Genomic DNA, 20689 nt, shown 5'->3' with positions numbered 1-20689 from the left:
AGTATCACCTCATTATACCATATAAACAAGATATTATGAGAATCCACCTATCTATTCTATTCTTCCTAGTTGTTTGTAGTTTTATAAGCATTCTGCTAACAAATTGCCAATCTGCTAATAGTCAGCAGGAAGGTAGTGATATTTCTTACGTCGATACACTTTTGCTCCAGCCTGGAAAAGATGGGAAAGTGCGGTTATCCGATGAACAATGGGAGAAAATACTAAAGCCAGGAGCCTACGCTGTTTTACGGGAGAAAAAGACAGAATTTGCATTTAGTGGTTCTTTGCTCAAAAATAAAAAAGAGGGTACTTACCTGTGTGCTGGTTGCCATCAACCCTTATTTTCTTCAGCAACCAAGTTTGAATCAGGTACCGGATGGCCTAGTTTTTATGATATAATTGCACAGACCAATGTCAAAGAAATAAAAGATGAGAGTTATGGTATGAATCGGATTGAGGTAGTTTGTAGCCGATGTGATGGACATCTTGGTCATGTATTTGAAGACGGACCTGTTCCAACAGGTCTTCGTTATTGTATAAACTCAGCTGCTCTCCTCTTTGACGAGAAATAAACAATATATCTAGCATGACTTCCAATACCTGTTCTCTATAATAGAACAGGTATTTTTTATACTTTTTTGAGCTGGCACAATAAATGTATTCAAAATCAAAAACACATGTATATTTATAGTACCAGAACAAATACCTAACAGCCTATGTCATCAGTAAAAAATGCCTTTTTTAATTTGCTTGGAGCAATAGAAGAAGGTTTTGATGCAGTGCGCAATCGCTTTCGAAAACCTTTACAGAAAATAAAAGGAATCCGGATTGTACCCTACACAGGTTTCAGCAATGGAACTTCTCTGTTTTTAAAAGGTCGAGTAATACGTAATCCATTTACATTCACGCCTCGTGACAGAGCATCCAGATGGCATAATCTGAGAGATACATATAGACGATTTAGCACCCATGAAATGGCAGGTGTCCAGGTAGAATTACGATGGAATGAAAGCCTTCATATCGCCACAACAGATGAAGAAGGATATTTTACATTTCAGCTCGAAGATCTTCCCCAATCCAACTCCTCTGTCATGATATGGGGAAAACTGGACTTACGCCTGGTCACACAAACAGCAGATGAACCTGCTATAACAGCTGCAGATATTCTGATACCTCCAACATCAGCACAATTTGGCGTAATCTCAGACATTGATGATACAGTATTGGTATCCAATGCCACTCACAAACTTCGCATGGCCAAACTGGCGTTTTTTTACAACGCACGCACACGATTGCCATTTGAAGGTGTTGCTTCTTTTTATCAGGCATTGCAGAAAGGGACTTCAGCAGGTGTATTTAATCCTATCTTTTATGTTTCGAGCAGTCCCTGGAACCTGTTTGATATGTTGACAGAGTTCTTTAACTGGCAGAAAATCCCACAAGGGCCATTAATGCTCAAAGATATTGGCATAAGCAGAACCCAGGTAGGTGGCGCCTCACACCACACCCATAAACTGGCACAAATCAAACTCATCATGTCTATGTATCCCAATCTGCCATTTATACTGATAGGAGATAGTGGTCAGCATGATCCGGAAATTTATCGGCAGGTAGTATTAGACTATCCCGGACGTATCCTGGCTATTTATATTCGGGATGTTAGTAAAGACAAACGTGATCTTGAAGTAGAAACCATTATCTCTAGTATAGCTAATTCCAGTGTTCCAATGTTTTTGATCCCGGATACAGAGGCAGCTGCCCAACATGCAGCAGCCAATGGATGGATTGCCAGAGAAGAGATTTCAGAAGTAAAGGAAGAGATATCCGAAACAAAGAAAGATGTGTCTTCATCTATTCTTCAGTCTGACAACATGACAGAAGAGAAAGGATAAAACAAATTTTCTATAAAATCATACATCTGCTTCTTTGGTCCTGGCAGTCAAACCTGCCCTTTTTCCAAAAAAGTCTAGTTTTTCTGATCAGAACTTTCTAACTTAAACACTATCTTAATATGTTTCAATTAGCAGATGAGCGCATCATCCACATTGACTAACAACTTGTTATCTTTTGTTAACCAGACTTTTCTTCAGGAACTTATACAAGAACTTCCTGTGGTTGTCTTTGCGATCTCTCCCAATCAGACTATTACGTGCTGGAATAAGGAATGTGAACGAACATTGGGATATTCCTCAAAGGAACTTCAGGATACTACAATACTGGCTAAAAACTTATTTGGTCATACACCTATACTAAAAAGTATCACAGAAGCATGGGATAACCCGAACACTACTCTTCCCTACTGTTACTGGGAAGGGGAAATCAAAGCCAAAGATGGTTCTGTAAGATATTTGTCCGTCAACTACCATGTTCGGAATAATTTTGTGCTTGAAGGCCTTCATCTTTGGTGCATTGGTACAGACCTTACAGATAAGGTACAAGGCCAGCGAATTATGCAGGTCAATCAGGAACGCCTTTCCTTGGTTACCAAAGCTGCTAAAATAGGCTTCTGGGACTGGAATGCTCATACTAATGAGGTATACTATAGCCAGGAATGCTTTGACATTATGGGATATAAATGCGATGAATTTAGTCATGCGTACGAAAAATGGATGGAGTTCATTCACCCGGAAGACCGAACCAGGGTTCAGAACAAAGTAAGGGATTGTCTTCATACTAAATGTGACTTTTATACCGAACTCCGTTTCAAAGCCCAGAATGGTAACTATATCTGGCTATTTCTACAAGCCAATGTTTTTGAATGGGATGCACAGGATAAAGCAGTCAGAATTGTAGGTATTATATCTGATATCACATTACGAAAACGGACTGAACAAGATCTTCAGGAAGCTTTGGCTAAAGTAGAAGAACTAAAAGAATCACTAGTAGAAGAGAACCTTCAGCTCAAACAAGAGTTGCAGGAAAGTTTCCGGTACGAGGATATAATTTCAATAAGTGATACCTATAAAAAAGTACTTAGACAGGTAGAACAGGTAGCACCTACTGATGCAACTGTTCTGGTGTTAGGTGAAACGGGTACAGGTAAAAGTCTTATAGCAAACACCATACACCGCCTAAGTCCACGCGTTAATCAGCCACTGATAAAAGTCAACTGTGCAGCACTTCCTGCCAATCTGATCGAAAGTGAATTGTTTGGATATGAAAAGGGAGCCTTTACAGGTGCTTATACAAAAAAAATCGGACGATTTGAACTGGCAGATAAGGGAACCATCTTTCTTGATGAAATCGGAGATCTGCCAATGGAACTGCAGGCTAAGCTGTTGAGAGTCTTACAGGAAGGTGAATTTGAACCCCTGGGAGGCAATCGCACACACAAGGTTGATGTACGTATTATAGCTGCTACCAATCGCAATCTGGAAGAACTTGTACAAAAGGGAAGCTTCCGTGCGGATCTGTACTATCGACTCAATGTCTTTCCTATTGTAAATCCGCCTTTACGCGAAAGGAAAGAAGATATACCACTGTTGGTAAAGTACTTTGTAAATAAATACAATGCCAAGACAAAAAAGCAGATCACTGTTATTCCCAAAAAGACTCTGCAACAACTGGAAAGCTACAACTGGCCAGGAAATATCAGGGAGTTGAAAAATACAATCGAACGGGCTATCGTTTTAAGTACCGGTTCCAAACTGGAAATGGATGCATGGTTTCAAAACCCTGCGAATACCATTTCGCCAGATATATTTTCTGAAACAGCATTTGATACACTGGAAGACCACGAAAGAAAACATATTCTTGAAGCGCTTAAACGTACAGAAGGACGTGTAACTGGTCCTAAGGGGGCAGGTAAACTATTGGGTATAAATGACAAAACACTCCAATCCCGCATGAGAAAGCTGGGTATCAACCGGTTACATGAATTTAAATAATATTTCCTCTTTGCTTGCTTAAATTTAAGCAATTATTCTTTTCTCCTTTTTTTGAAAAAAAATTTTATCATTCAGGTATAACTGTTTTTAAACCAAGCAAAGAAAAATTACTGAGAAGAAGGCATTAATTGTACTTAGCCAATATAGGCACTGGATCTTTTAAGGAATATTTTTTTAGCTTGTTTCCTACCTGCCTTTATACTTTTCAATCCACCTATCCATCTGGATAAAAATGCTTAAATAAAAGCAAAAACTCTTTTGTAAGCATTTTTCGCCCACAAAGAACCTACAGAAACCACCTCAACCATCTGTAAAATAAACACTTACACAAAATGGCACGATTTTTATAATATAGTATCTCAATAACTATACAAAACTAAAAACAGCGAGGACATGAAAAAGATATCAGAATTGGACTTCTCCAATGAGGTAATTCAGACAGACGGGCTACAGATCGTTCATTTTTATAATCCTTATTCCAGTCATTCAAACGACACTGACACTATACTGGAAGAATTGTACAAAACTCATAATGATGTTAATTTTTTCAAAATCAACCTGCTGCATTGCGGAATGCTTTGTGAGCGCTATGGGATATCACTTCCCTGTGTATTGGTTTTTGAAAATGGAGTATTACAGGACTTATTACAAGATGTGATTACAAAAGATACACTGGTAACTAAACTTACCTCCCTTTTGTCAAGCAATTAAAAGACGAGTGACTAGATGAGCAGCTAGATTGTATTCATTACTAATTAAACTATAAACCTAAACTTTCCAACCCTATTTTTTTTAACTGCTATGGAAGAGGTAGATCAACCAGAAGCGATGCAGATTGCTAACCACCAACAGTTTATTAACTGGGAATCCCTGTCTAAAGAACTGGAAAAAGTAACATTTGAGTTGAATACACTGACATATCGCCTAAGCCATGATTTCAATGCTCCTCTTAGTTCTATCCTGGGCCTGATAGATCTGATAGAACTAGAGCATGGTGATATAGCCAGCCAATATCTTCATATGATGCGTGGACGCATCAATCGTATGAGGGACATTATCCGGGATCTTGTATATTCTTCCCGGATGCAAAACCAGACATCTGTACTTGAAAATGCAGATTTGAGTACTATTATACAGCGGGAAATTCTGGAACTAAGTGATTTGAATAATTATCATAAACTAAAAATTACTACACAGATTTCAGGAGACTGTCCCGTTAGAACAGATTTATTTCGGCTACGGATTATTCTTAATTGTCTTGTATCCAATAGTATTAACTATGCCAATCTGATTAACAAAAAACCGACAGTAAAAGTACATGTTAAATGTAGTGCTAAAGACCTTCAGATCTTAATTAAGGACAATGGCATAGGTATCCCTCAGGAACAACAGATTAAAGTTTTTGAGATGTTTTACCGGGGTACTCATGCATCCAATGGTTCAGGTTTGGGGCTGTTTCTTGTACAGAAGGCCGTTCATCAGATGAATGGCACCATCACATTAAAATCAGAATCAGGCAAAGGTACCACCGTTAAAGTTACAATACCCAATCATTTCTCATAAGACAGAGAGAGTATATCTTAACTTTTCTGGTTATTCTACCTTAATACCATATTTTGCTAAAATGCCCGCAGCTCCAAATAATGAGATACGGGCATTTTTTAATAGGTTCCTTTCCGGATCAATAATATAATTATAGGCTGTTACCAAATCAGCATCTTTCAGATTGGTTCTATCAAACTCAGCATTTTCCAGATCGGTATTGGCAAATACCACATGATGCAGGTCTGTATTACCAAATGCCACATGTTTGAGTGAGGAGTTCACAAAATGCGTTTTTGGCATCTTCTTCTGAACAAAGGAGGCATAGTCCAGCACACAATTTTCAAACCGAACACTAAAGAGAAAATCTTCACAAGTACTAAAATTTACCCCAATCAGTTTACAATCTTTAAAAGAAGCATTATGTATAGTACATCGGGTTAGCTTCATCATTGCCAGATTGCAATTTATAAAAACACAATCGCTAAAGCGGCTTGAACTAAAATGGCTTTCAGAAAAATCGCAGGAATGAAAGGCACATTTCTCAAACTCTCTATTGCGAATATCTTTTCCTGAATAGATTACTTTCTCAAAAGTTTTGTTCTGGTGTGTTAATTCCATTGACGTCAGTTCTGATATAAAATTTATTCCAGTTGCTATCCTTTTCGAGGAGCAAACAAACCAGAATCGTATTTAAGTAATGTTTTAAGTTGCAAAACAGCAAGCTTTTCTGCGCCACTATCTCCTTCCACCGGATAAATTTCCTGAATTACTTTAGGTACAATATCTTCAATCTTTAGTAGCTCCTGCATTACGGTCTCTGGACGTAATGACATCCGGTTTCCAGCCTGTGCAGCTTCTACCAAAAAGTCCGGGGACCAGTCTTTTGTTTTGGTAGCATGCTTATTAAGCAAATGCATTACTTTCTTCAGACGAGAAATCTTGCCTTGTACACCGTTGAGTAAATCCAGATTATCAATAGGTTGAAGCTTTAAAACAACTTCTACAGGCTCATGTACAGAAAGCTTATCCAGCGTAATAATTGTAGCAATCTGATTGCCTTCATACTGCCAGTGAAAGTCTACAGAATCTACATCTTCTTCCATAAACTCATAGGGGACCTCATTCTGGTTGCAATATATGGCTTTAGGTGGTAAAATGCCACGTACATGAATTTGATAACTACGTTCAGAAGGACCAGATGGATAAGCCCCTTCAACCGGATTAATGCGTATGATCAATGTATCATCATCTGGCATGTGTTGAGCTATGGAAGTCCAGGTATATCGCCCTTCCAAATAACCATTAGTATTGTATTCGTCCTCATACAAACGGGTTTCACCATGCCGGGCTGGTAGTACGGTCAGTACCAGATGCTCCAAAGGTTTCTCAGCTACAGGAGTTATTTTTTGCGTACTCATCATTGGAATAACAGAACCAGCCCGTACATATAAAGGAATCTCATCTAAATCAAAATGACGTTCAATCACCCTTGGTCCAACAAAATATTGTCCACTAAACCACTCTACCCAGGTACCCTCCGGAAGCCATATTCTTTGTTTGGCGAGTCTGTTATAGTCTGATACCGACTCTGTAACTGGTGCTACAATCATATTATCACCAAACATGTATTGCTGGGTAAATGTATATGCTTCTTCTGCTTCCGGATAATCATAATACATAGGACGCATAAAAGCCACCCCTGTCTCATATGTTTTACGGGCTTCTGTATAGATATATGGGATCAGCGCATAACGAAGGAGAATCACTTCACGCATCATCAGAAAATACTCATGTGGATAAGCCCATATACGTCTCTCGGCGTTGGCATTTTTAGAAGTGTGGGTACGTAGCACAGGACTAAATGCCCCAAACTGTAGCCATCGCAGAAATAATTCAGGCGATATTGGTCCAGGCATGTGTCCACCTATATCATGGCTCCAGTATGCACAGCCAACATTGGCTGCAGTAGCTGTAAAATAAGGCTGAAAATCAAGGGACTTCCATACACAAACTGAGTCGCCAGAAAATCCAATCGGATATCTATGGTTACCTAGTCCACCCCAGCGATGGAAAATTAATGGACGTACTTTGCCTTGTCGCTCCATATCTGCATAATGCACATAATTAAGCCACATCGTTGGACTCATACCGGGTATGTTTGTAGTACTCCATTGTTGCCAGTCCAGCCACCAAAAATCTACACCCTCTTCTTCCAGAGGCCGTAATACCAGATCCAGATAGGCTTGAGCAAATTTTTTGTCAACAATGTCAAAGGGAACATATTTTTGAGAATCCGGATCTATCCCCATAGCTTTTGCTACTGCCGGATAGGCGTCTTCGTGTGGCTGAATCCCTGAGGCTGGATGCAGATTCAATGTCACTTTCAGATCTTTTTTTCTAGTCCAGTCCAGAAATGCTTTGGGACTTGGAAAAAGCGTTTTATTCCAGGTAAAGCCTGTCCACCCTTTTCGTTCTCCTGCCTGATCCTTTTCTTTCTTCCACCAGTCTTTCAGAAAGGTAGTGTGCCAGTCCATATCCACCACAAGCACATCGACAGGAACATTATGAATCTGAAACTCTTTTACCAGATGGCGCATCTCTTCTTCTGTATAAGGCCAGTAGCGTGACCACCAGAAGCCAAAAACAAACCGTGGAGGCATAGGAATCTTTCCAGCTACTAGTGTATAATCATATAGAGCCTGCCGATAGTTATGTCCATACCCGAAGAAATACAAATCCTGACGATTACGTTGCGGACGTGCTTTTATCCATGCCCAATCTCCATCTTCAGCCAGTAATGGCCGTTCAGAATCATCCACAATTGTCCACCCATCTCTTGACAAGATGCCAGGCTCAATCTCTACAGCACCTTCCGCCCTATCCAGTGTACGATTTGTACCTCTCAGATTACCTGTATCTTCCTTGCCTGGCTGCCACCTGATCTGTCTGCCACTCAAGTCTAACCCAATAGACAAATTATCTTCTTTAAACTCTCCAGACCCTATTTTATACTTTAATAACAGCTTCTCTGTATGAATAATCAGCCACTCACCATTCTCTTCTATCGTATAGGGAGGCACTGGCATATTCCGATTGATAAATACAAAAGAGGCAGAATCCTCAAAAGTAGCTTCAGGAGCCCACTCCATACGAATCATCTGTGATGTCAGTATAGTAAACCGGACATCACCGCGAATGATCATTGCATCAGGATTCGCTACAGGATCTATAGTATGAGCAGAAACAAAAGAAGTCGACGAGATCATATCAGATAAGGAATTAGACAAAAGTGAATAAAGTTATCTATTCTTTGCATACACACAAAGAATATACCTACTTCAGGATATAAGTATTTATTCCTTCAACGACTGGATCTTCAGAATGTTTGAAATAAGTGGATGGTATAGCTATTGAAAAGACAAGCGCTACCTGTGATATACAGATCACAGATAGCGTTGAATTAATATTCAGTTATAACTTACTTGTGAGCAGCAATTTTGGATTCACTGATCTCACGAGACTTCCCATCAAAGGAATAAATCTTTACAGCAGACACACCTTCTGGAATCGTCAGCACTCGAGCTGATTGTGATAAGTAAGAACCTCCATAGGGTAAATCCACCTTTCGTTTTCTTCCATCTTTCAACATCATCTCAGCCCAGGCATCCATTGCTTGTAACCGCACAATCTGCTGAGCGGGTTTACTAACAGAGGTAAATACTTTCAGACTGTCCAGATTTTGGGTAGCTAAGTATAGCTCATCCCCCTTACTGGTGTATATTCGCGCCAAAGCTTTAGCGTCTCCATCTACAAAAAAGTTACTTTGACGAATAGAAAGAGGTTTAAATCCACCCTTCCCATCTCCTTTCAGATATAGTCCAACAAAAGCATCATACCGACCCGTAAATGTTTCTCCTGCATAGTTGTTTCCAGTCAAAAGCAGATCTGCATTTCCGTCCTGATCCATATCCTGTGCCTGTATTCCAAAGACAGGAGCCACCTGTGCCTGAATTGGTAAGATGTGAAGTTCAAACTTTCCATTCCCTTTATTTTCCAGGTAACTGGAAGCAAACTGGGTAGCATGATAAGCAATAGCATTCTTCTGTTCTTCTTCTTTCAGAATCTTATTAATATCTGCTTTTCCATAAATATTATAATAAGGAAACTCACGTCGTACCCGTAAAAGCAGTGTTACCAGATCATCACGAGAATGAATTGGGAATGAGTGTATCTCTCCTGTTTCATCTTTTCCATAACATACCAGAATCGGGTCCATTTTACCATTATTATCAAAGTCATTGGCATACATACTAAATGGAAGTTCTGGAGAACATTTGTAATTAGAGTTTAGCCCCAGATTACCTGCTATGTAGTCCATATCTCCATCATTGTCTATATCAGCAGCAGCCAGGCTATTCCACCAACCTATTGATTTTTCTACACCTGTTTGGCCCTGTTTTACCAGTTTTCCATTCTGTGTTTTAAAGAATGTAACCGGCATCCACTCTCCTGCTATAATTAGATCAACCCAACCATCATTATCATAATCAGACCAGATTGCATCTGTAATCAAGCCAGCTTTTTTCAATTCCGGAGCCACTTGCTTTGTCTGATCTGTAAATTTGCCTTTTCCATCATTCACTAGCAAATAACTATCAGGAGTAATAGGATAATGTCCGGGAACAACACGTCCGCCCACAAATAAATCCAGATCGCCATCCCGATCATAATCTGCAGCTCTAACACAGGAGCCTGCTGAATAAAAGACAGGTAAGGCGTCCGGATCAGGTATGAGTTTACCATTCCCTGCATTCCTGTAAAAACGATGTCTTAATGACAATGTATCAGCAGCAAACTCATAACTACCACTTACCACATATAAATCCTGATCGCCATCCTGATCTGCATCAAAAAACAAAGCACCTTCATCTTCTGACTGCTTCCCTTTTTCAGTTATTGCACTTACCTGGTTAAACTTACCGTCTGAAGTTTGCTGATATACAATTCCCTCCTGAGAAGCCGCTCCACCAATATATATGTCATCCAATCCATCATTGTTTATATCTCCGACTGCAAGCCCGGGACCATCCTGAGAGAATTTATGTGGAAGGGTACTTTGAACGTTAAAATCTATTTTATCTTTTTCTGTATGAATAAATACAATACCTGATGCCGTTGTAACATCTTTCATTAGAGGCATTGTAGTGTTACTCGGATAGGGTTGAAAGACCAGTTCTTTTCCAGCTTCTTTGTAGTGTACAGTAATAACCTGATCTGCTGACACATTTTGTAGTAACTGATACTTACCATCCGGCCAGAATACTTCCAGAGAATCTATGGTTGTAACGTTTCCTAGCCCAAAATGGGCTACACTTTCCACTGTAGATGTATACCCACGATACGGAGAATGTTCGTAAAACTGTTGTTTACCCTTTCCATACAGTATACGTATCTTTGTAGCCAGACCAGAAGTACGACCAGGTGCGGCATCCAGTTTTACTCTTAGATAATGTGCTTTATCTTTATTTTCGGGTTTATTCAACTGATTCTCGTAGACAAACGCAGGGTCGTTGATATTATTAATTACTACATCCAGATCACCATCATTATCCAGATCGGCATAGACAGCTCCATTAGAGAAAGCAGGTACTTTCAATCCCCATTTCTCTGATACATCTTCAAACTGAAGATTGCCATTATTGCGAAAAGCATAATCAGCCACCCGAGCAATTGGGATAGAATCAACCAGCATCATCGGACTAGCCACTGCTCCTGCCGGACCAGCACGATACATAGCAAAGTCGCGGTCGGTTACATCTCTGGGAAATCCATTGGTAATAATAATATCCCGGTTACCATCATTATCAAAATCAGCTACCAGAGGCGCCCAGCTCCAATCGGTTTGATAAATACCTGCGAGTTGCCCAATTTCACTGAATGTCGGATGCCCATCCGGAGTTATTCCATTATTAATCTGTAATACATTTCGTACATATTGGTGCAGATAGCCATATTCCTTATTATTAATATAATCGGTATATTTATTTGCACCAATCATTCGTTTTTTCCGCAGATTGTCTTCTGGTAGCATATCCAATGCTACAATATCTACCAATCCATCATTATTAATATCCACCACATCGTTGCCCATAGCAGAGTAACAAGTATGTTTGAGATATTTCTCGGCCTGATTGGTAAATGTTCCATCATGGTTGTTGATATACAACAAATCATTAGATATATAATCGTTGGTTACATAAATATCCGGCCAACCATCTAAATTTATATCTGAGATATTCAATCCAAGTCCGAAGCCTTCATAGATGATACCTGCCTGTTTGGTAACATTGGTAAATGTACCATTGCCATTATTTCGATACAACTGGTCATTATTGGCAAAAGAACCATCCGTGACTTTCTTCCGGTAGTTGGTAGGAATATTTTTATTAATTACATCTTCGAGCACATACAAATCCAGATCACCATCCTTATCATAATCAAAAAAAGCCGCAGTAGTAGTATGTCCTTTGTCATCAATGCCATATTTGGCAGCCTCTTCTGTAAAAGTAGGCACTCCATCAGCATTATTTCCCTGATTGATATAAAGTAGGTTAGCCCGGCTGGCGGAGTCCGCTTTTATTGTTGCTCCAACATAAATATCCTGGCGTCCATCCTGGTTTATATCTACCACAACTACACCTGAACACCACTTTCCACTACCATTCACTCCTGCTTGCTCTGTTATATCTTCAAAAGATAAATTTCCCTTATTGATGTAGAGTTTATTTGGTACCATATTTCCACTGAAATACAAATCCACCAATCCATCTCCATTAAAGTCTCCTGCTCCCACACCACCACCATTATAGATAAACTCCTGAACCAAGATATTCATGGTGTCGCTCTCTGTAATTGTGTTGGTAAAAGTAATATTTGATTGATCTGCAGGCACAAGTCGGAAAAGTGTATCAGGGTTTTGCTTACAGGAAACGAATCCAACAAAAACAATAAATATACAAACTACTATTTTCATAAGTACAACTGACAGGCCTTTGCAAGCACTTCTGTTTTTAAGTAATAGCTAAGAAAAACTGTATTATTCAGACAATAATATAGTACTTTATAAAGAGACAAAAAAGTTTATGACTTTTTATCTGACAGAAAAAAAGAGATGGTAATATATACCATCTCTTTTATGAGATTTTCACTTATATCAACTATTAGAAACCTGGATTTTGTGTCAGGATATCTTTTCCTTGAAGGTCAATTTCTCTCTGTGGAATCGGCAATATCGAATGTTTTGTTGTAAAAGTAGCACCATTAAAGTGAGATGGAATCTTTGCCGATTCATAATTCAGATAAGTATTAAGAGTTTCCTCTTCAATACCCCATCTTACCAAATCATAGAATCTATGACCTTCTAGTGCAAGTTCCAGTTTACGTTCAAACCGAACCCGTTCGCGAGCTTTAGCTTGTGTATCAAAATCAGATGCAGGATAAGGCTCAATCTGATAGTTAACAGTAGCACCAACAAATCCAGCAGGATTTGCCGCTCTATCACGAATCATATTTACATATTCACGGGCTTTTTCCAAGCTTCCAACCTCTACTTCACATTCAGCAGCCATTAGCAATACATCTGCATAGCGAATGATCATGAAGTTAACTGCCAAATAACCGGGAGTCCAGCCACTACCATCTAATGTTGAAGTTTCAGATTTTGCGTAAGTATACTTCTTAGGTGTGTACGGTCCAGCATACGACTGATCCCGTATCCAGGAATACCCAGCATGTGGGCCCCAATCCAGAAATTCAACACCTCTGCGACCTATAGTAATATCTAAACGAGGGTCGACAGGACCTGTATCAGGCGTAAAAGGAGCATCGCTCTTTAATCCCTGATCAGTCTTTAGTTCATTTGCAGGCAATCTATAAGAACCATCCAGTAATGGCAATCCGGATGCATTGGTACGGTATGAACTAGCTAATTCAAAACTAGGGGCAAAGAAACCACAACAGTTACCAGGCAAAACGTTGTAAGGATAATTCATGGCCATGTCTTGGTTTGAATTATTTACGTTTTGAGCCTTCCCTGTTGCCTGATAGGCAAATACAGATTCAGCAGAGTTTTCATTTGCAAAACGAAACAATCCATTAAAGTTTGGATATAGTGCATACTTTTTACCATCTGAAGTCTTGCCATTAGCAATCACCTGATCAAGAATTGCTTTTGCCTCAGTAAATTTCTCTTGAAAAAGAAGGCACTTGCCCAAATATGCACCAGCAGCCCACTTATTAGCTCTACCAACTTGTGCCTGCGCTTCAGGTAAATTATCAAAAGCAAATTGAAAATCTGCTTGAATATTAGGCCACAGGTCTGTATCATTCTTCACATCAGCTATACCTGTAGAGTAATCTAACGTTTCATCTACCCAAGGAGCCATGTTAAAGTTTTTCTTTAGCTCAAAATAGTAGTGTCCTCTGAGGAAGCGAGCCTCACCTGTAATCCGAGTCAGCACAGCTTCATCCACATCAGTAGCCAATGGAATTAAAGAAAGAAGTTTATTGGCACGGGCAATTCCTTCAAAACAACCTCTCCATTTGCCAAGTACTTCCGTATTGTTTGGATCTGTTTCAAAGCGTTCAACAGGGTTCATACTGGAAAAGTCACCAGAGTTTGTACCTTTATTAGCATCTCCTCCCCGAATACTTCCCCACATCCAGTTAGAAGCACCTGCATGCCAGGCTGCACTGGCATCACGACCATTCATTACAGAATAAACACCAACCAGCAAACCTTCCAACCCTTTTTGAGTGGCTAGCTGAGCATCTGTAATTTGTCCTGTAACAGGTTGATCTAGAAAGGAATCTTTACAAGCAACAGGCCCTAGAAATAAGGCACCCAGTGCAAGATAAATAAGTTTATTTTTAAATATTTTTCTCATATAGATTCAGTTTTTTGGATGATTGGAAATCACATACTTTTATTTAACAGGATAACCAATCGATTAGAAGCCAACATTAAGTCCAATATTAAAACCTCTTGTTACAGGAGGGTTACCAACATCAATTCCCAGGTTCTGGTCAGCAGCACCACCTACACCAGGATCTAATCCAGAATATTTGCTTATAGTAAACAAGTTGGTACTTTGAACATATATTTTCGCTCTTTCAATACCAAAGCGATTTAACAATGTCGCTGGCAATTTGTAAGCAATTTGTAGGTTGGTTAATCTGGCATAATTTCCTGATTCTACATAATAAGAATTGGAAACAGTGTTAGTACTTAAATTAGAAGCATCTTCAAAAATAGGCACAGTGTTACCACCATTCTCAAATGTGAAAGATTCTTTTACCCGATTTCCAATAGCAGCACCTTTGAAAGATGGATAGAAATCAGTATACCATCTTGACAGGTTAAATACTTTAGCTCCCAGTGCGGCATATAAGTAAGCTACTAATTCAATATTCTTATAGCCTAAAGTTAAGTTAAGTCCCCCATTGAACTTAGGTACAGGGCTACCCAGAGGAGTTCTGTCATCAGGAGTAATTTTGTTATCTCCATTGATATCTGCATACCGGAATCTTCCAATACCTTTTCCATCCTGTGAGGGAGCAGAATTCACTTCTTCCTGATTCTGGAATAGACCAATCACTTTATAGCCAAAGAATGCAGAAATTGGTTGACCAATTTGGTTTCGAACAGGTGTGATACCCCGCATAGAATAAGGCTCAAAATAATCAACGCCAGGAGCAAGAGCTATTACCTCATTCTTTAACCAGGAACCTGTAACATTTACTTCATAAGTTAAATCAGAGACGATATTACCTCTATTGATGATCTGCAGATCTATCCCTTGGTTTCTCATTTTACCAATGTTAATTGCCGGATCTGCTGCCAGAGGACCAACCACAGCAGGAGTTTCCAAAGTATATAGTAGATCTTTGGTATCTTTTCTCCAAACATCAAGAACCAATTCAACTTTTCCATCCAGGAAAGTTCCATCAACACCAATATTTGAAGTAGTACTTGTTTCCCATTTAGCATTTGGGTTACCTATCCGACTGCGATAAAACCCTTCTGCTGGAGCACCGTTTCCACCAGCTATGTCATAATAAGCTCTACCTAAATTTGACTCGAATAAGCTAAACTGGTTATAAGGATCTACGTTATTGGAGTTACCCATTTGTCCCCATCCACCTCTTATTTTCAAATCTGAAATAAAAGGGATATCCTTCATGAAAGGTTCGGCAGAAATACGCCATGCAGCAGATACGGCAGGGAATACACCATAACGGGTGTTAGCACCAAAACGAGAAGAACCATCACGACGCAATACACCATTCAGGATATATTTTTCACTAAAGTTATATTGAACCCTTCCAAACAGTGAATAAAAATTAACTCCCAATGTATAGAAAGTAGCATCTCTGTTAACGTTCTGGTTACCCACATTAGGCAGTATAATATAATTAATATCTGTAGAAAACGGATTTTGACCTCTTGCTTCTAATTGTCTTCCATTATTAGTGTTCAAGGCCTCAACACCCGCTAACACATCGATACCATGGGCGCCAAATTTATTCTGATATCTTGCAGTATTTGTAAATACCCAGTTTTTATAGGCACTTGCACCTTCACCATATGTGAATGTACTATTGTTCTCAGAGTTCTCATAAGATGGTCGATTATAGTAGTTATAATAACCAGCACTTATTCCACCTCCAAAACTACTGCGTAGAGTCAATCCTTTAATAACATCTACTTCTGCATACACATTGCCAATCGCTCCGATATTATATCCTCTGTTATCGGCTGCTCTATTCCGTTCAGCAACAGGGTTACGAGGGTTGTTGAATCCACCAGCCAGTGTACCGGCATATCCACCAAATTCATCATATACCGGAATAATAGCAGGCATACGAAAAGCAGATAATACCTGTGTTTCTTCACCAGATGCACCACGACCACCGTTTCCACCAATCAATCCTTGTCTGGAAATATAAAGACCTACAACGTTTTGGCCAATACGTATATTTTTTGATAGATTGTGTTCAGAATTTATACGAAAGCTATACCGTTTGAAATTCTGGTGAATGATAATACCCTGCTGATCCTGCATACCAAAACTTAAGTAAAACTGGCTTTTTTCACCACCTCCAGAAAAACTTAATGTGTGTCGGTTAAGTATAGCGTTCTGAGTAATAGCGTCCCACCAATTAGTACCAGCCTTGTTTGCCTTCATTACAGAATAGATAGAACCTTTATCCGGATTAACATTGTATTTGGCACGCTCCTCTTCCAGATTGATTGTACCTCTTACACCTGTATTGGAACCAACCAGGATATAGTCAGGAAGAACAGGAGTAGCACCATTACCGTACTGCTGACTTTCAAAAACAGGAGTTTTACCCAATTGTGTGGCAGTGTTACGAATGGCATTCCAAGTCCAGTCAGCCTGCTCCTGAGGATTTAGTATGTTATCTACTTTTCCAGGAGTTGTTACACCAAACACCCCGTCATAGCTTACATGTAGCTTACCATCTCCTTTTTTGCCTTTTTTAGTGGTGTAAATAATTACACCGTTAGCAGCACGAGCACCATAAATAGAAGCAGATGGCGCATCTTTCAATGCTGTAACAGACTCAATATCATCTGGCTGCAAAAAGTCGGTAGAACCAACAGGAATTCCATCAACAATATATAGTGGCTCATTTCCACCAAAAGCGCCAAATCCACGCAAACGCACAATACTATTTGTACCAGGCTGTCCATTAGTAATAACAGTTACCCCTGATATACGTCCTTGCAAAGCCTGCTCAACGTTACCAGAAGGTACAGCAACAAGGTCTTTGGATTTTACAGTAGCAACAGCACCTGTTACTTCGCGTCTGTTTTCCGTTGTATAACCAGTTACGACTACTTCAGACAATGCCTGCAAGTCAGCAGTTAATGGTACATCTACCACACTACGATTTCCTACTGATACTTCTTCAGTAGTGAAACCAATAAAACTAAAAACCAGAACGGATGTAGGACCATCTACAGCGATACTATACTTACCGTTAGCGTCAGTAGTTGTACCACGAGTGGTTCCTTTTACAGATACACTTACACCAGGTAGTACTCCGCCGTCTTCCTGAGAAGTTACTTTGCCGGTTACAGTCGTCTGCGCAAAGGCGCCAACTACTGAACACAGAAATACCAGGCAGAGCAATACACTTGCTCGTAGATAATTGTGTTTCATGGAAAAATTGTTTAGGGGTTATAATATAGAATTTTTACTATCGATCAATTTCACAAAATTGTATATAAAGTGTATTGATCTAGTACAAATTTATGTTTACGATTATAATAATACAATTTTTTGCAGAAAAATTTAAAATATTTTTTCAAAAAATATTCTTTCTACAAAATATCCTTCATATAAGGTGTTATACTCTGCCAACTAAGACACAGGCCGAATACAGCTTTATTATTCAGAATACAATTAAATTAAACCGTAAATGAATAAGTAAACAGTATTGATAATACGTTGTTAACTTACAGATAGATTAGTTCTCCCATCCTGCTTTTGTTATAAAAATATAATTACAAGATTAACAGCCTATTACATATTATATATACAGCCATATTTCTACGTATCTACATTCAGGTCTATACTATAGAGTTAATAAACAACAGACACTTCCAGACCAATCAGGTTTTTAATACCTTTGCAGCCTGTTATTAAGGAAAGTCGATTATGATTACTGAATTTGAAATAAAATATGAAACAGCGGCTTCTATACCGCCTCCCTATTGCTATTACTATCATATCAAGGGATTAGTAAGCCCCAACGATATTAAAATCGATTTTGCATGGGTATACCATAATCGGGAAGGACTTACACAGGAAGATATAGAGGATGAAGGTTTTACAGGTCAGGATGACTTTTCCTGGAAAGGAAACATCTCCAAAATATGGTTACCACTCATGGAAACGTTATTAAAAAGTAGTCGTACATCCACCAAAACAGATAATAATGATCATCCTTTTTTGGAATTAACCTTCAAAACACAGAAAAACGTCCTTTTTCAAGGAAGCCCTGATTCGATATGGGATTGGGAGTATTTTCTGCAGGAGTTTATTCAAGGTATTTATGAAACCTCAGGTAAAGAAGCTCCACTTCTTATACGCTATAAAAAAATAGCGGTACAATCAACACTTTTCTGCTCTCTTAAGATACAATTTAAAGATCGTAGCGTAGCTATCCAGACGCGTCTGAATGATGCCAAAATGCAACAAAAATCAGGTAACTGGGACGAAATGAAAGACCTATTGGAATTAATATTTTCATTATCCTATATCTCAGAAAAAGCAGAAAAAAGAGAACCCCATCTGCAAGGCTCTTATATTGACATTGGAGAAAACCTCTGGTATGAGTTAGGAAAGGTTGCCCTAAACCCTTCTTTGAAAGTAAATACGATAGCTCAGATAGAACAATATATTAACAAAATTGTAAAATTCAGATAGGTTTAATCCTACAAATTATTACATCAACTAGTAACTACCTATTAACCAACGAAATATACATTAACATCAAACTGATTTACTAACACATCAGATACTAACATAGGTAAGCTCATGCATAACAACTATTATTATTTGCAACAAGTTTCTTCTGCACTGGCACCTATATTGATCGGACGCACAGTAGACAGCGCGTTTAGTCAGGATAAAGATGAACTGGTGGTTAGCTTTTTGAGTAAAACTGACCTTTTCTTTATCCGAGCTATTTTAAAGAATAGTTTTGTCTGCCTCACCTTTCCATCTGAATTTCATAGAGCACGTAAAAATACAGTGGAACTATTCTCCAAATTAACAGGGAGAACTGTTGAAAAAATCATTCAGTATCAAAATGATCGAAGTTTTGCCATTCAGCTAGATTCCGGTCTATTACTTTTGTTTAAGCTACATGGGAATCGTTCTAATGTATTATTATATCAGGATAATAAGGTAATAGAATTATTTCAGAATAATATCGAAGCAGATCTTTCTCTTTCACCAGAATCGCTGCATCGGGATATCAGCCCTACATTTGAAGATTTTATTCAAAACAAACAAAATCCTGCAACTGTTTATCCAACTTTAGGAAAACCAGTTGCAGCCTATCTGAAGCAGGAAAAATTTCCTAATAAATCAGCTCAGGAACAATGGACAATCTTGCAACAATTTATATATAACCTGGAAAATCCTTCTTCTTTTTATGTTGTGCGTTCCCCAGCACACCTTAGCACAGGCAATAGCAGTTTCCAACTTACTTTATTTCCAACAGGTAATACAGAGTTTGAATCATCAGACCCTTTGGAGATTGCCAATCGCTTTTATAGCTTATATGCTAGAGAAAGTACTTTCGATAGAGAAAAACAACAGGTATTACACAAGCTAGACAAGCAAAAGAAGCAGACAGAAAGTTATCTGGCCAAGACTTATGAAAAGCTAAATCAAATTCAAACAGAGGCTCGTCATGAACAATTAGCCAATATCCTAATGGCTAATATTCATCAGATCCCTTCTGGTAGCGAAGCAGTAGAATTATTTGATTTTTACCATAATCAAACAATTCGCATAAAGCTAAAAAAAGAATTCTCTGCTCAAAAAAATGCAGAGACTTATTATAGAAAAGCCAAAAATGAAAAGATTGAAATAGAGATACTGGAAAAAGCTATTACTCAGAAAGAATTAGAGATGGCTCAAATTAAGAAGTATATGGCTGATATAAGTGCCATTCAAAACTTGAAGGTTCTACGCAATTATGTAAAAGATCACGATTTGGCATCAGCCTCAACTATTCCTACTATACAGGAATTATTTAAAAGGTTTGAATATCAAGGATTTGAGATTTTAGTTGGTAAAAACGCAAAAAATAATGATCTGCTAACACGAGAGTATGCATGGAAAGAAGATCTGTGGTTGCATGCCAAGGATGTTACAGGGTCACATGTAATTATTAAATACCAGTCCGGCAAGAAATTTCCGGAGCCAGTAATTGAAAAGGCAGCTCAATTAGCGGCTTATTATTCCAAACGAAAGAATGATACTCTTTGTCCTGTTACAGTTACCCCCCGCAAATACATTCGGAAACCGAAAGGTCTTCCGGAAGGAGCTGTTATCATTGATAAAGAACAAGTTGTTTTGGTTGAACCTGCAGATTTCTCCGGATTATAATTAACCACACTATTCTTCTTTCTAATTAATTACTTTACACAAACA

The 20689-nt window shown here is 38.7% G+C and carries 12 protein-coding genes; 7 read left to right on the top strand and 5 right to left on the bottom strand.

What is annotated here, in order from left to right; translation table 11 throughout:
- Positions 1–35 precede the first annotated feature (35 nt).
- From msrB to QNI22_RS14415, 5 genes are all read left to right on the top strand, one after another.
- The gene (gene msrB, locus QNI22_RS14435; protein ID WP_314511563.1) at positions 36–572 is read left to right on the top strand and encodes a peptide-methionine (R)-S-oxide reductase MsrB; all 537 of its coding nucleotides are present in this window, start codon (positions 36–38) and stop codon (positions 570–572) included.
- Positions 573–716: 144 nt separating this feature from the next.
- Positions 717–1892, top strand: coding sequence for an App1 family protein (locus QNI22_RS14430; protein ID WP_314511562.1), 1176 nt, complete (start codon positions 717–719; stop codon positions 1890–1892).
- Positions 1893–2027: 135 nt separating this feature from the next.
- Positions 2028–3887: a sigma 54-interacting transcriptional regulator gene (locus QNI22_RS14425; RefSeq protein WP_314511561.1), complete on the top strand. Its 1860-nt coding sequence runs from the start codon at positions 2028–2030 to the stop codon at positions 3885–3887.
- A gap of 393 nt (positions 3888–4280) precedes the next feature.
- Positions 4281–4598 carry a thioredoxin family protein gene (locus QNI22_RS14420; protein ID WP_314511559.1) on the top strand — a complete coding sequence of 106 codons (318 nt, stop codon included), beginning with the start codon at positions 4281–4283 and terminating at the stop codon, positions 4596–4598.
- A gap of 90 nt (positions 4599–4688) precedes the next feature.
- A complete protein-coding gene (locus tag QNI22_RS14415) occupies positions 4689–5450 on the top strand; it encodes a sensor histidine kinase (protein ID WP_314511557.1) in 762 nt (253 codons plus the stop codon).
- Positions 5451–5480: 30 nt separating this feature from the next.
- Here QNI22_RS14415 and QNI22_RS14410 read toward each other — a convergent pair whose 3' ends face one another.
- From QNI22_RS14410 to QNI22_RS14390, 5 genes are all read right to left on the bottom strand, one after another.
- Complete coding sequence (locus QNI22_RS14410; protein ID WP_314511555.1) at positions 5481–6050, bottom strand: pentapeptide repeat-containing protein; 570 nt, start codon at positions 6048–6050, stop codon at positions 5481–5483.
- Positions 6051–6085: 35 nt separating this feature from the next.
- Positions 6086–8698, bottom strand: a complete 2613-nt coding sequence (locus tag QNI22_RS14405) for a glycoside hydrolase family 31 protein (protein ID WP_314511554.1) — start codon at positions 8696–8698, stop codon at positions 6086–6088.
- A gap of 212 nt (positions 8699–8910) precedes the next feature.
- Positions 8911–12465, bottom strand: coding sequence for a VCBS repeat-containing protein (locus tag QNI22_RS14400; protein WP_314511553.1), 3555 nt, complete (start codon positions 12463–12465; stop codon positions 8911–8913).
- A gap of 187 nt (positions 12466–12652) precedes the next feature.
- Positions 12653–14377 (bottom strand): RagB/SusD family nutrient uptake outer membrane protein, encoded by a 1725-nt coding sequence (locus QNI22_RS14395; RefSeq protein WP_314511552.1) that lies wholly within the window; start codon positions 14375–14377, stop codon positions 12653–12655.
- Between the two features lie 63 nt (positions 14378–14440).
- Positions 14441–17680, bottom strand: coding sequence for a SusC/RagA family TonB-linked outer membrane protein (locus QNI22_RS14390; protein WP_314511551.1), 3240 nt, complete (start codon positions 17678–17680; stop codon positions 14441–14443).
- Between the two features lie 498 nt (positions 17681–18178).
- Between QNI22_RS14390 and QNI22_RS14385 the strand changes: the two genes are divergently transcribed.
- A complete protein-coding gene (locus QNI22_RS14385; RefSeq protein ID WP_314511550.1) occupies positions 18179–18949 on the top strand; it encodes a hypothetical protein in 771 nt (256 codons plus the stop codon).
- A gap of 111 nt (positions 18950–19060) precedes the next feature.
- The gene (locus QNI22_RS14380; protein ID WP_314511548.1) at positions 19061–20644 is read left to right on the top strand and encodes an NFACT RNA binding domain-containing protein; all 1584 of its coding nucleotides are present in this window, start codon (positions 19061–19063) and stop codon (positions 20642–20644) included.
- Positions 20645–20689: the final 45 nt, after the last annotated feature.

Origin of the sequence: Xanthocytophaga agilis (assembly GCF_030068605.1) — a bacterium.
Taxonomy (GTDB): Bacteria; Bacteroidota; Bacteroidia; order Cytophagales; family 172606-1; genus Xanthocytophaga; species Xanthocytophaga agilis.
The sequence above is the reverse complement of the archived record's forward strand: the minus strand, read 5'-3'. Positions and strand labels throughout refer to the sequence as shown.

Coding starts and splice junctions, on each gene's coding strand:
- QNI22_RS14405 (WP_314511554.1), bottom strand. CDS start 8,698: ATGATCTCGTCGACTTCTTTTGTTTCTGCTCATACTATAGATCCTGTA.
- QNI22_RS14410 (WP_314511555.1), bottom strand. CDS start 6,050: ATGGAATTAACACACCAGAACAAAACTTTTGAGAAAGTAATCTATTCA.
- QNI22_RS14415 (WP_314511557.1), top strand. CDS start 4,689: ATGGAAGAGGTAGATCAACCAGAAGCGATGCAGATTGCTAACCACCAA.
- QNI22_RS14420 (WP_314511559.1), top strand. CDS start 4,281: ATGAAAAAGATATCAGAATTGGACTTCTCCAATGAGGTAATTCAGACA.
- QNI22_RS14425 (WP_314511561.1), top strand. CDS start 2,028: ATGAGCGCATCATCCACATTGACTAACAACTTGTTATCTTTTGTTAAC.
- QNI22_RS14380 (WP_314511548.1), top strand. CDS start 19,061: ATGCATAACAACTATTATTATTTGCAACAAGTTTCTTCTGCACTGGCA.
- QNI22_RS14430 (WP_314511562.1), top strand. CDS start 717: ATGTCATCAGTAAAAAATGCCTTTTTTAATTTGCTTGGAGCAATAGAA.
- msrB (WP_314511563.1), top strand. CDS start 36: ATGAGAATCCACCTATCTATTCTATTCTTCCTAGTTGTTTGTAGTTTT.
- QNI22_RS14385 (WP_314511550.1), top strand. CDS start 18,179: ATGATTACTGAATTTGAAATAAAATATGAAACAGCGGCTTCTATACCG.
- QNI22_RS14390 (WP_314511551.1), bottom strand. CDS start 17,680: ATGAAACACAATTATCTACGAGCAAGTGTATTGCTCTGCCTGGTATTT.
- QNI22_RS14395 (WP_314511552.1), bottom strand. CDS start 14,377: ATGAGAAAAATATTTAAAAATAAACTTATTTATCTTGCACTGGGTGCC.
- QNI22_RS14400 (WP_314511553.1), bottom strand. CDS start 12,465: ATGAAAATAGTAGTTTGTATATTTATTGTTTTTGTTGGATTCGTTTCC.